At 65.2% G+C, this 12,200-nt stretch carries 8 protein-coding genes; 5 read left to right on the top strand and 3 right to left on the bottom strand.

What is annotated here, in order from left to right; genetic code table 11:
• Positions 1-83: 83 nt before the first annotated feature.
• Positions 84-1,976, bottom strand: coding sequence for a sigma-54-dependent Fis family transcriptional regulator (locus Q1W70_RS26770; RefSeq protein ID WP_182344288.1), 1,893 nt, complete (start codon positions 1,974-1,976; stop codon positions 84-86).
• 333 nt (positions 1,977-2,309) lie between these two features.
• Here Q1W70_RS26770 and Q1W70_RS26765 point away from each other — a divergent pair, with 333 nt between their 5' ends.
• The 5 genes from Q1W70_RS26765 (at position 2,310) to Q1W70_RS26745 (ending at position 7,683) form a co-directional block, all read left to right on the top strand.
• Complete coding sequence (locus Q1W70_RS26765; protein WP_166592808.1) at positions 2,310-3,386, top strand: ATP-NAD kinase family protein; 1,077 nt, start codon at positions 2,310-2,312, stop codon at positions 3,384-3,386.
• A 2-nt stretch (positions 3,387-3,388) separates the two neighbouring features.
• A complete protein-coding gene (locus Q1W70_RS26760) occupies positions 3,389-4,366 on the top strand; it encodes a thiamine pyrophosphate-dependent dehydrogenase E1 component subunit alpha (protein ID WP_185819070.1) in 978 nt (325 codons plus the stop codon).
• Positions 4,367-4,399: 33 nt separating this feature from the next.
• Positions 4,400-5,419 carry an alpha-ketoacid dehydrogenase subunit beta gene (locus tag Q1W70_RS26755; protein ID WP_166592809.1) on the top strand — a complete coding sequence of 340 codons (1,020 nt, stop codon included), beginning with the start codon at positions 4,400-4,402 and terminating at the stop codon, positions 5,417-5,419.
• Positions 5,416-6,528, top strand: coding sequence for an acetoin dehydrogenase dihydrolipoyllysine-residue acetyltransferase subunit (locus tag Q1W70_RS26750; protein ID WP_166592810.1), 1,113 nt, complete (start codon positions 5,416-5,418; stop codon positions 6,526-6,528). Before Q1W70_RS26755 ends, Q1W70_RS26750 begins: the two co-directional genes overlap by 4 nt.
• Positions 6,529-6,618: 90 nt before the next feature.
• The gene (locus tag Q1W70_RS26745) at positions 6,619-7,683 is read left to right on the top strand and encodes a 2,3-butanediol dehydrogenase (protein WP_232534628.1); all 1,065 of its coding nucleotides are present in this window, start codon (positions 6,619-6,621) and stop codon (positions 7,681-7,683) included.
• A 226-nt stretch (positions 7,684-7,909) separates the two neighbouring features.
• Here the strand turns inward: Q1W70_RS26745 and Q1W70_RS26740 are convergent, their stop codons facing one another.
• Positions 7,910-8,341, bottom strand: a complete 432-nt coding sequence (locus Q1W70_RS26740; protein WP_166593028.1) for a glycine zipper domain-containing protein — start codon at positions 8,339-8,341, stop codon at positions 7,910-7,912.
• A gap of 91 nt (positions 8,342-8,432) precedes the next feature.
• On the bottom strand, positions 8,433-12,143 hold the full coding sequence (gene metH / locus Q1W70_RS26735) for a methionine synthase (RefSeq protein ID WP_166593029.1): 3,711 nt from the start codon (positions 12,141-12,143) through the stop codon (positions 8,433-8,435).
• Between the last annotated feature and the right edge of the window lie 57 nt (positions 12,144-12,200).

The following is a 12,200-nucleotide window of genomic DNA, read 5'->3' as shown; positions in this document are numbered from 1 at the left end:
GGCCGGGTGTTTCCAGATATGACCAGATGGTGGCCTGACCGTGGGAGATTGCCCGTCCGTAGCAGCTGTGGTGTAGGTGAGATTCAGGCTGGGCTTCTCCCCGGCATCTCAATGCCATGCTGGTGCACCCGGCGGTACAGGGTTGCCCGGGAGATGCCGAGGGCCTGGGCCGTGGCGCTGGGTTTCCAGCGGTGACGGATCAGGGCGTCGATCAGGGCCTGGCGTTGCGGGCTGGCCTCCAGTTCCCGGGGATCCTCGGGCGCCGGGCCGGGCAGGCCCTGGCTGTGCAGGGGTTCGGGCAAATGGCCGGGCTGGATCAACGGCCCTTCGCACACCGCGCAGGCGTAACGCAGCACGTGGCGCAACTGCCGGACATTGCCTGGCCAGCGGTAGCCGAGCAGGCACTCCAGGGCGGCGCTGCCCAGTTGCAGCGTGGTATCGCAGTGGCTCGACTCTTCAGCGAGGATCCGGTTGATCAAGGCCAGGCGGTCACTGCGTTCGCGCAGCGGTGGCAACTGGAAGCGCGCACCCCCCAGGCGAAAGTACAGGTCCTCGCGGAATTCGCCGGCGGCCACCAGGCTTTCCAGGTCGCGGTGGCTGGCGCAGATCACCTGCAGGTCCACTGCCTTGCGCCGTGAAGCGCCCAGGGGGGCCACTTCACCCTCGGCCAGCACCCGCAGCAGGCGGGTCTGCAGAGCCAGCGGCATGTCGCCGATCTCGTCGAGAAACAGCGTACCGCCGTCGGCCTGTTGCAGCAGGCCGGGCATGCCCTTGTGCGAGGCCCCGGTAAAGGCTCCGGCGACGTAACCGAACAGCTCACTCTCGATCAGGCTTTCCGGGATGGCCGCACAGTTGATCGCGACGAAGGGCTGCTCCCGGCGTTGGCTGGCCTGGTGCAATTGGCGGGCGAAGACTTCCTTGCCCGAGCCGGTTTCGCCCTGGATCAGCACCGGCAGGTTGCGGTCCTTGACCCGTACCGCCAGGCGCAGGCTCTCGGCCAGGCGCGGGTCCAGTTCGGCCGGGCTCAACACCAGGCGCTGGCGGCTGTGGTTGCTGCGCCGGGGCGCGCTCAGGCGCCCGTGCAAAGCCTGGGTGCCTGCGTGGTGGTGCAGCAGACACAGCGATTCGTCGCGGGCGGCCTGCAGCAGGGCTTGATCGAACACCTGGCCGACGTGTTCCGGCAGCCGGCCGAAGCTGTGCAGCAGCCACTGGCGCGCCGCCGGGTTGAGCGCTTGCAGGCGGCCGTCGTCGTCCCAGGCCAGCAGGTAATCGGGCTGGCTGTCGACGTACCCCGGGCTGCGGTGCGCGCGCAGCACCCAATAGCCCTGGACGCTGTTCATGAAGAACGCCTGTTCGATTTCCCGTGCGCTCTGCACCACCATCTGCCGGATCAGGTGCTGGGAACGACGCTCGTCCGGCGAGCGCACGGCCGAGACATCGAGCACCCCGAGCAATTCACCCTGAGGGTCGAAGACCGGTGCCGCAGAGCAGGTGAGGCCGATAAAGGCCGCCCGAAAGTGGTCGCGTTTGTGCACCGTCACCGGGGTGCGGGCGGTGAGTACCGCGGCGACGCCGCAGGTGCCTTCTTCGCCTTCCGACCAGCAGGTGCCCAGGTACAGGCCGGCCTTCTGGCAATCGTTGCGGATCGTGCTTTCGACCCGGTAGTCGATGGTCTGACCCTGGGCATCGGTGAGCAGCACGCAGTAGTCGGCATCCCGCACGCGGCCGTGGAGGCGGGCGACTTCTTCGCTGGCGATGCGCAAGAACAGCTCTGAGCGCTCGCGGCACTCCTGCAGCACGTTGTGCGAGAGGATCCGTGGCCCCTGCAGCGAGCCGGGGTCCAGATGGTGTTGCTCCATGGAGCGGCGCCAGGAGTCGAGGATCAGGTCGGGCACAGGCAACTGCGGCAAATGGGCAGCGTTCTTCAAGACCCGGCTGACGCAATCCACGTGCGCCTTCGAGTGTACGGAAAGCATTGAGGCCTCCGGTTCCAGCTTCTTGTCGTTGTGCGGCCATTAAGCGCCGATCGATGCCCGCAGACAAGCGCCAGGGGGCGCACGGCCGTGCGTGAGACGCGACGTCTCACGGTCTCGGCGCCGGCCCGTGCAACCTGACATCCGACGTCTCAACCGGGCCGGGTCCGACGCTGCGAATCGAATGGCGCAACGGCTCTGCAACGGGCTTTTGCGGCGGTTATTGGAGAACTGGCACCGGCCTTGCTCTAGCCCTGGCAAGCCTGACAACAATAATTCGAGGTGCCTTATGTCCTGCCATTGCGGCTTGCCGCCTGAGCTGTCCCGGAGCGCTCCATGAGCCGCCCGCCGCTGACCGTGGGGATCATCGCCAACCCGGCGTCCGGTCGCGACGTGCGCCGCTTGACGGCCAACGCCGGGCTGTTTTCCAGCACTGACAAGGTGTCGGTGATCCAGCGTCTGCTCGCCGCCTTTGGGGCCACCGGCGTTGAGCGGGTGCTGCTGCCCACTGACATGATCGGCATCGCCGCCGCCGTCCAGAAGAACAGCCACAGCCGTCAAGCGCGTGAGAGCCACTGGCCGGCCCTGGAATTTCTCGACATCACCTTGCGCCAGAGCGTCGCCGACACCCGCCAGGCCGCGCGCCTGATGGCCGAGCGCGGCGTGAGCCTGATCGCCGTGCTCGGTGGCGACGGCACCCACAAGGCGGTCGCCGGCGAGATCGGCGACATCCCGATGCTGACCCTGTCCACCGGCACCAACAACGCTTTCCCGGAACTGCGCGAAGCCACCAGCGCCGGCCTGGCCGGTGGCTTGTATGCCAGCGGACGGATTCCCGCGGCCATCGCCCTGCGCCGCAACAAGCGGCTGGTGGTGCGCGAGCCGAGCCGTGGCCTGTGCGAGATCGCCCTGGTGGATGTCGCGGTGTCCTCGTTGCCCTTCGTCGGTGCCCGGGCCATCAGCCGTGCCGCGGACCTGGCGCAAGTTTTCGTGACGTTCGCCGAGCCGCAATCGATCGGCCTGTCGGCCCTCTGCGGGCTGTGGTTGCCAGTGTCGCGGCAGGCGCCGGGCGGGGCCTGGATGCGCCTGGATGGCCAATCCCCCGAGGCCCTGCTGGTGCCGCTGGCGCCCGGGCTGCTGCAAGGTTGCGGCGTGCTGGCGGCCGGCAGTCTGGAACCCGGCGTCGCCCATGGCCTGGCGCTGACCAGCGGGACCCTGGCCCTGGACGGCGAGCGCGAGATCGAATTCAACGTCCACGACCGACCCACCGTCACCCTCGATGCCGGCGGCCCGCTGAGCATCGATGTGCAGGCGGCCCTGGCCTATGTCGCGCAAGAGCGCCTGCTGGCCATCGGTCGCGATCATCCGCAACACCCCGTGAACCTTCAGTCCCAAGACACTCCTGGAGAATAAAAATGTCGACACCGCTGACTGCTGAAAAATTGCTGCATGCCTACCAGGTGATGCGCACCATCCGCGCCTTTGAAGAGCGCCTGCACGTGGAGTTCGCCACTGGCGAGATTCCCGGTTTTGTCCACCTTTACGCTGGCGAGGAAGCGTCGGCCGCCGGGGTCATGGCCCATCTGGGCGATGACGATTGCATTGCCTCCAACCACCGTGGCCACGGCCACTGCATCGCCAAGGGCGTAGATGTGTACGGGATGATGGCCGAGATCTACGGCAAGAAAACCGGGGTCTGCCAGGGCAAGGGCGGCTCCATGCACATCGCCGACTTCGAGAAGGGCATGCTCGGGGCCAACGGTATTGTCGGGGCAGGCGCACCGCTGGTGGTCGGCGCGGCCCTGGCCGCCAGGCTCAAGGGCACCGACAGCGTTGCGGTGGTGTTCTTCGGCGACGGCGGCTCCAACGAAGGGGCGGTGTTCGAAGCAATGAACATGGCTTCGGTGTGGAACCTGCCGTGCCTGTTCATTGCCGAGAACAACGGCTACGCCGAGGCCACGGCCTCCAACTGGTCGGTGGCCTGCGACCACATCGCCGACCGCGCCGCCGGTTTCGGCATGCCCGGGGTCACGGTGGATGGCTTTGACTTTTTTGCCGTTCACGAAGCCGCCGGTGCCGCCGTAGAGCGGGCCCGGGCCGGGGAGGGGCCGTCGCTGATCGAGGTCAAGCTGACCCGCTACTACGGTCACTTCGAAGGCGATGCCCAGACCTATCGGGCCCCGGACGAGGTCAAGCATTTCCGTGAGCACAACGACTGCCTGATGCAGTTTCGCGAGCGCACCACCCGCGCCGGTCTGCTGGAGGCCAGCCAAATGGACCGTATCGACCAGGAGGTCGAGTCGTTGATCGAGAACGCCGTGCGCAAGGCCAAGTCCGACCCCAAGCCGAGCGCGGCCGACCTGCTCACCGACGTCTACGTCTCCTATCCCTGAACGCCCCCTATAACAAGAATCGAGACCTTCATCATGGCGAGAAAAATCAGTTATCAGCAGGCAATCAACGAAGCCCTGGCCCAGGAAATGCGCCGCGATCCCAGCGTGTTCATCATGGGTGAAGACGTCGCCGGCGGTGCCGGCGCCCCCGGTGAAAACGATGCCTGGGGCGGCGTGCTGGGTGTGACCAAGGGCCTCTATCACCAGTTTCCCGGGCGGGTGCTCGACACCCCGTTATCGGAGTTGGGGTACGTCGGCGCGGCGGTGGGGGCGGCGACCTGTGGCGTGCGCCCGGTGTGCGAATTGATGTTCGTCGACTTCGCCGGTTGCTGCCTGGACCAGATCCTCAACCAGGCCGCCAAGTTTCGCTACATGTTCGGTGGCAAGGCCGCCACGCCGCTGGTGATTCGCACCATGGTCGGCGCCGGGCTGCGCGCCGCTGCCCAGCACTCGCAAATGCTCACCTCCCTGTGGACCCACATCCCGGGCCTGAAAGTGGTCTGCCCCTCGTCCCCCTACGACGCCAAGGGCTTGCTGATCCAGGCGATCCGCGACAACGACCCGGTGATTTTCTGCGAGCACAAATTGCTCTACAGCATGCAGGGCGACGTGCCGGAAGAGCTCTACACCATCGCGTTTGGCGAGGCCAACTTTCTGCGCGAGGGCAAGGACGTGACCCTGGTGTCCTACGGACGCACCGTCAACACCGCGATGGACGCGGCCCGCAGCCTGGCTGGGCGGGGTATCGACTGCGAGGTGATCGACCTGCGCACCACCAGCCCGCTGGACGAAGACAGCATCCTTGAAAGCGTTGAGAAGACCGGGCGCCTGGTAGTGATCGACGAAGCCAACCCGCGCTGCTCGATGGCCACCGATATCTCGGCGCTGGTGGCGCAGAAGGCCTTTGGCGCACTCAAGGCACCGATTGAAATGGTCACCGCGCCGCACACCCCGGTGCCGTTCTCCGATGCCCTGGAAGACCTCTACATCCCTGACGCGGCGAAGATCGAGAACGCCGTGCTCAAGCTGATCGAGTGGAGCAAGCGTTCATGAGCCAGATCCATACCCTGACCATGCCCAAGTGGGGCCTGTCGATGACCGAAGGCCGGGTGGATGCCTGGCTCAAGGAGCCGGGGCAAGTCATCAACAAGGGCGACGAAGTGCTGGACGTGGAGACTGACAAGATCTCCAGCAGCGTCGAAGCGCCGTTCTGCGGCGTGCTGCGCCGCCAGATCGCCCGGCAGGACGAAACCCTGGCCGTCGGGGCCTTGCTCGGCATCGTGGTCGAGGGCGACGCCAGCGAAGCCGAGATCGACGCCGTGGTCGAGCAGTTCCAGGCGGCGTTCGTGCCAGGTGCCGGCGCCGAGGAAGACCTGGGGCCTAAACCGCAGAAGGTCGAGCTCGATGGCCGGGTGATCCGCTACTTCGAGCGCGGCGCAGGCGGCATCCCGCTGGTGCTGGTGCACGGCTTTGGCGGCGACCTGAACAACTGGCTGTTCAACCACCCGGTCCTGGCGGCGGAGCGCCGGGTGATCGCCCTGGACCTGCCCGGCCATGGCGAGTCGAGCAAGCCACTGCAACGTGGTGATCTGGATGAGTTGAGCGGCGTGCTGCTGGCCCTGCTGGATCACCTGGATATTGCCCAGGCGCACCTGGCGGGGCATTCCATGGGCGGCGCGGTGTCCTTGAATACGGCGCGCCTGGCGCCCCAGCGGGTGCGTTCCCTGAGCCTGATCGGCAGCGCCGGCCTGGGCCCGGAGATCAACGGCGACTACCTGCAGGGCTTCATCGACGCGGGCAACCGCAATGCCCTCAAGGCGCCGCTGGTGCAGCTGTTCTCCAACGCCGAGCTGGTCAACCGGCAGATGCTCGAAGACATGCTCAAGTACAAGCGCCTGGAAGGGGTCGACGATGCCCTGCGGCAACTGGCGGCGACGCTGTTTCCCGCGGGCCGGCAGCAGGTCGACCTGCGCGCCGTGGTGCAGGACGCCCGGCACCCGGTGCTGGTGATCTGGGGCAGCGACGACGCGATCATCCCGGCGGCCCATAGCCAAGGCCTGGCAGCCCAGGTCGAGATCCTGCCGGGCCAGGCGCACATGGTGCAGATGGAGGCGGCGGAGCAGGTCAACCGCCTGCTCCTGGACTTCGTGCAGAGCCACTGAACGCGCTCCCGGTGACCGGCGACGGTCACCGGCGGCCTTTGTTTTCAAGGAGATTTCAACATGAGCCTGATCAATACCCCGCCCCGCAGCATGCGCGCCGCCGTCTGGCATGGCCGCCACGATATCCGGGTCGAAGACGTACCGCTGCCCGTGGCACCCCCCGCCGGTTGGGTGCAGATCCGTGTCCAGTGGTGCGGTATCTGTGGTTCCGACCTGCATGAGTATGTGGCCGGGCCGGTGTTCATTCCGGTGGACGCACCGCACCCGCTGACCGGGATCAAGGGCCAGTGCATCCTCGGTCACGAGTTCTGTGGCGAGATCGTCGAAATCGGCGCCGGGGTCCAGGGCTTCAGCGTCGGCGAGCCAGTGGCCGCCGACGCCTGCCAGCACTGCGGCACCTGTTATTACTGCACCCACGGGCTGTACAACATCTGCGAGAACCTGGCCTTCACCGGCCTGATGAACAACGGTGCCTTTGCCGAGCTGGTCAACGTGCCGGCCAATCTGCTGTACAAACTGCCGGCCAATTTTCCCGCCGAAGCCGGGGCGCTGATCGAGCCCCTGGCGGTGGGCATGCACGCGGTGAAAAAGGCCGGCAGCCTGCTGGGGCAGAACGTGGTGGTGGTCGGTGCCGGGACCATTGGCTTGTGCACCATCATGTGCGCCAAGGCCGCCGGCGCGGCACAGGTGATCGCCCTGGAAATGTCCGGCGCACGCAAGGCCAAGGCGCTGGAGGTGGGCGCCAGTCATGTGCTGGACCCCAAGGAGTGTGATGCCCTGGCCGAGGTCCGGCGCCTGACCGGGGGCCTGGGGGCCGATGTCAGCTTCGAATGCATCGGCAACAAGCACACGGCCAAGCTGGCCATCGACCTGATCCGCAAGGCGGGCAAGTGTGTGTTGGTGGGCATCTTCGAGGAGCCCAGCGAGTTCAACTTTTTCGAGCTGGTGGCCACCGAGAAGCAGGTGCTTGGCGCGCTGGCCTACAACGGTGAATTCGCCGACGTGATCGCCTTCATCGCCGACGGCCGCCTGGACATCACGCCGCTGGTGACCGGGCGCATCCAGCTGGAGCAGATCGTCGGCCAGGGCTTCGAGGAACTGGTCAATAACAAGGAGCACAACGTCAAGATCATCGTGTCACCCAGCCGTATCTGAAGCTACCTGCTTCGAGCGGTGGGCCAGGCTGATTCCGCCGCAGGCCTGCCGGCTACCGTTATCAGCACCCTGGCCTGGCTCGGGGCGATAGGGGGTGTTCTGGGGGGGGGGTGGTGGGGCTGGGCGATGCATGGCTTGATCCATGCCCGGGGACGGGTGAAGCGCGGGTGAGGGTTGATGCGCCGCTGTGGGAGCTGCCGTTGGGCGGCTCCCACAAGGCTGACAATCAGTCGTGTTTGTTTTTGTGCTTGTTCTTGTTTTTGTGCTTATGGCTGTTGCCGCCGGAGCTGTGATGATCGTCGTCATCGGCCAGGTTGTTGCCGACTGCGCCGCCCGCGGCACCGCCCAGGCCGGCGCCGATGGTCGAGCCGGTGGAGCCGCCCAGTTGGTTGCCGATCACCGAACCCCCGGCTGCGCCCAGACCGCCGCCAATCGCGGCTTCATTCTTGTTGCCTTTGGGGGCGGCGATGGCGCCACCCGCAGCACCGCCAACACCCGCGCCGATCGCCGCGCCAGTGCTGCCGCCGATCTGTTGGCCGAGGACATTACCCAGCGCACCCCCCAGCCCGCCGCCGACGGCTGCAGTGCCATCTCCAGCCGCCATGGCGCCTTGGGTGATCAGAATGCCTAGAGCAAGGGTAGACAGGGTCAATCGCATGATGGGGGTCTTCCGTGTGTTCACGCTGTGGGGAAACTTGAACTGTAGAGGGCGCGGCGTCGATTAAGTTCGATCCGCGCCCATTCAGGCCTCAGTTGTCATACCCCAGGTTCGGTGCCAGCCAACGCTCACTCACGCTCAATTCCTGGCCTTTGCGGGCGGTGTAGCTCTGCACCTGATCCTTGTCGATCTTGCCAACGGCGAAGTACTGCGCCTGCGGGTGGGCGAAGTACCAGCCGCTGACCGCTGCCGCCGGGAACATCGCATAGTGCTCGGTGAGGAACACACCGCTGCGGCCAGCCTTGAGTTCCGAGGCTTGCGGGTCGAGCAGCTTGAACAGGGTCGACTTCTCGGTGTGATCCGGGCAGGCCGGGTAGCCGGGGGCCGGGCGGATGCCGCTGTACTGCTCCTTGATCAGCGCTTCGTTGTCCAGCACTTCGTCCTTGGCGTAACCCCAGTGTTCCTTGCGCACCTGTTGGTGCAGCCACTCGGCGCAGGCCTCGGCCAGGCGGTCGGCCAGGGCCTTGACCATGATCGAGTTGTAGTCGTCGCCCGCGTCCTGGTAGGCCTTGGCCACTTCCTCGGCGCCGATCCCGGCGGTGGTGATGAAGCCGCCGACGTAGTCGGTGACGCCGCTGTCCTTGGGCGCAACGAAGTCGGCCAGGGAGAAGTTCGGCTTGCCATCGGTCTTGATGATCTGCTGGCGCAGGTGGTGTAGACGGGCAATCGGCTTGCCGTCGTCGCCGTAGACTTCCAGGTCGTCATCGTGCACCTGATTGGCCGGCCAGAAGCCGAACACCGCGCGGGCACTGATCAGCTTTTCGTCGATCAGTTTGGCGAGCATTTCCTGGGCGTCGGCATACAGCGCGGTGGCGGCTTCACCCACCACTTCATCCTGCAGGATGCGCGGGAACTTGCCGGCCAGGTCCCAGGAGATGAAGAACGGCGTCCAGTCGATGTACTCGGCCAAAACCTTCAGGTCAATGTTGTCCAGGACCTTGGCACCCGTGAAGGTCGGTTTCACGGGCTCGTAGCTGCTCCAGTCGAACTGCGGCTTCTTGGCAATCGCCGCCGGGTAGCTCAGGCGCTCGGTGCGGGCGCTACGGTTGGCAGTACGCTCGCGGACCTCGATGTATTCCTCGCGGGTTTTGGCGACGAAACCGGCCTTCAATTCCTTGGACAGCAACTGCGTGGCCACGCCCACCGCACGGGAGGCATCGGTGACATAGACCACCGCGTCGTTGCTGTACTTGGGTTCGATCTTCACCGCCGTGTGGGCCTTGGAGGTGGTCGCGCCACCGATCATCAGCGGCAGGTGGAAGTCCTGGCGCTGCATCTCGCGGGCGACGTGGACCATCTCGTCCAGCGACGGGGTGATCAGGCCGGACAGGCCGATGATGTCGCACTTCTGCTCCTTGGCCACCTGCAGGATTTTCTCCGCCGGGACCATCACGCCGAGGTCGACGATGTCATAGCCGTTGCACCCCAGGACCACGCCAACGATGTTCTTGCCGATGTCGTGCACGTCGCCTTTCACGGTGGCCATGAGGATCTTGCCCTTGGCCTCCGGTTTGTCGCCTTTTTCCAGTTCGATGAACGGGATCAGGTGGGCCACGGCCTGCTTCATGACCCGGGCGGATTTCACCACCTGGGGCAGGAACATTTTGCCGGCGCCAAACAGGTCGCCGACGATGTTCATGCCGGACATCAGCGGGCCTTCGATGACCTCGATCGGCCGGGCGAAGGATTGGCGCGACTCTTCGGTGTCTTCGACGATGTGGGTGGTGATGCCCTTGACCAGTGCGTGCTCCAGGCGCTTGTTCACGGCCCAGTTGCGCCATTCTTCGGTCTCGGCTTCCTTGACGCTGCCATCGCCCTTGTACTTGTCGGCGATGGCGAGGAGGGCGTCGGTGCCGTTGGGGGTGCGGTTGAGCACCACGTCTTCCACGGCATCGCGCAGCTCGCTCGGGATCTGGTCGTAGATCTCCAGTTGGCCGGCGTTGACGATGCCCATGGTCAGGCCGTTGCGGATTGCGTAGAGCAGGAACACTGAGTGGATCGCCTCACGCACCGGGTTGTTGCCACGGAACGAGAACGACACGTTGGACACCCCGCCCGACGTCAGGGCGTAGGGCAGTTCGTCACGGATGTAGGCGCAGGCGTTGATGAAGTCGACCGCGTAGTTGTTGTGCTCCTCGATGCCAGTGGCGACGGCAAAGATGTTCGGGTCGAAGATGATGTCTTCCGGCGGGAAGTCCACTTCGTTGACCAGGATGTCGTAGGAGCGTTTGCAGATTTCTTTCTTGCGCGCCTCGGTGTCGGCCTGGCCCGCTTCGTCAAAGGCCATTACCACCACGGCGGCGCCGTAGCGCTTGCACAGTTTGGCGTGGTGGATGAACTGCTCGACGCCTTCCTTCATGCTGATGGAGTTGACGATGCCCTTGCCCTGGATGCACTTGAGGCCGGCTTCGATCACTTCCCACTTCGAGGAGTCGATCATGATCGGCACGCGGGAGATGTCCGGCTCGCCGGCAATCAGATTGAGGAAGGTGACCATGGCCTTCTTCGAATCGAGCATGCCCTCGTCCATGTTGATGTCGATCACCTGGGCGCCGGCTTCCACCTGCTGCAGGGCGACTTCGAGGGCTTCGGTGTAGTTGTCTTCGCGAATCAGGCGGGCGAACTTGGCGGAACCGGTGATGTTGGTCCGCTCGCCGACGTTGACGAACAGCGAGTTGCGATCGATGGTGAACGGTTCCAGGCCTGACAGCCGGCACGCCTTGGCAATCTCCGGAATCTGCCGTGGGGCATAGCCGGCAACGGCCTTGGCGATGGCCTCGATGTGCCCCGGCGTGGTGCCGCAGCAGCCACCGACAATATTGAGGAAGCCGCTCTGGGCGAATTCTTCGATGACCCGGGCGGTTTCCTCCGGCAGTTCGTCGTACTCGCCGAACTCGTTGGGCAGGCCGGCGTTGGGGTGGGCCGAAACGTGGGTATTGGCCTTGTTCGACAGCTCTTCGAGGTAGGGACGCAGTTCACTGGCACCCAGGGCGCAGTTCAGGCCGACGGAAATCGGCCTGGCGTGGGCAATCGAGTTCCAGAAGGCTTCGGTGGTCTGGCCCGACAGGGTACGACCGGAGGCATCGGTGATGGTCCCGGAAATCATGATCGGCAGTTCGAAACCCAGCTCCTCGAACACGCCCTGCACGGCGAAAATCGCGGCCTTGGCGTTGAGGGTGTCGAAAATGGTCTCGATCAGGATCAGGTCGGCACCGCCCTCGATCAGGCCCTTGGCGGCCTCGGTGTAGTTCTCCACCAGTTCGTCGAAGGTCACGTTGCGGTAGCCCGGGTTGTTGACGTCCGGCGACAGCGAGCAGGTGCGGCTGGTCGGCCCGATCACACCCGCGACGAAGCGCGGCTTGTCCGGGGTTTCCAGGGTTTTGGCGTCGGCCACCTTGCGTGCCAGGCGTGCACCTTCTACGTTCAGTTCGTAGGCCAGGCCCTGCATGCCGTAGTCGGCCAGGGACACCTGGGTGGCGTTGAAGGTGTTGGTTTCCAGAATGTCGGCGCCGGCATCCAGGTAGGCCTTCTCGATCGAGCCGATCACATCCGGGCGAGTCAGGACCAGCAGGTCGTTGTTGCCCTTGACGTCGCTTGGCCAGTCGGCGAAGCGTTTACCGCGGTAATCCTGTTCCTCGAGCTTGTAGCTCTGGATCATCGTGCCCATGCCGCCATCGAGAATCAGGATACGTTCTTTGAGGGCTTGCTTGAGAACGTGGAGGCGAGCACTGCGATCGGACATGGGGACTACCTGGTCAGGCGATTACGAAGGGCCGGAATCATAACAAACCTGTGCGCT

It is taken from the genome of Pseudomonas kielensis, from assembly GCF_030505375.1.
GTDB classification, from domain to species: domain Bacteria; phylum Pseudomonadota; class Gammaproteobacteria; order Pseudomonadales; family Pseudomonadaceae; genus Aquipseudomonas; species Aquipseudomonas kielensis.
Note: the sequence above shows the minus strand (reverse complement) of the source record. Positions and strands in the feature narration are given on the sequence as shown.

Bases quoted from the DNA above. Each gene is read 5' to 3' on its own strand.
- Q1W70_RS26770 (WP_182344288.1), bottom strand. From the start codon at position 1,976: ATGCTTTCCGTACACTCGAAGGCGCACGTGGATTGCGTCAGCCGGGTC.
- Q1W70_RS26765 (WP_166592808.1), top strand. From the start codon at position 2,310: ATGAGCCGCCCGCCGCTGACCGTGGGGATCATCGCCAACCCGGCGTCC.
- Q1W70_RS26760 (WP_185819070.1), top strand. From the start codon at position 3,389: ATGTCGACACCGCTGACTGCTGAAAAATTGCTGCATGCCTACCAGGTG.
- Q1W70_RS26755 (WP_166592809.1), top strand. From the start codon at position 4,400: ATGGCGAGAAAAATCAGTTATCAGCAGGCAATCAACGAAGCCCTGGCC.
- Q1W70_RS26750 (WP_166592810.1), top strand. From the start codon at position 5,416: ATGAGCCAGATCCATACCCTGACCATGCCCAAGTGGGGCCTGTCGATG.
- Q1W70_RS26745 (WP_232534628.1), top strand. From the start codon at position 6,619: ATGCGCGCCGCCGTCTGGCATGGCCGCCACGATATCCGGGTCGAAGAC.
- Q1W70_RS26740 (WP_166593028.1), bottom strand. From the start codon at position 8,341: ATGCGATTGACCCTGTCTACCCTTGCTCTAGGCATTCTGATCACCCAA.
- metH (WP_166593029.1), bottom strand. From the start codon at position 12,143: ATGTCCGATCGCAGTGCTCGCCTCCACGTTCTCAAGCAAGCCCTCAAA.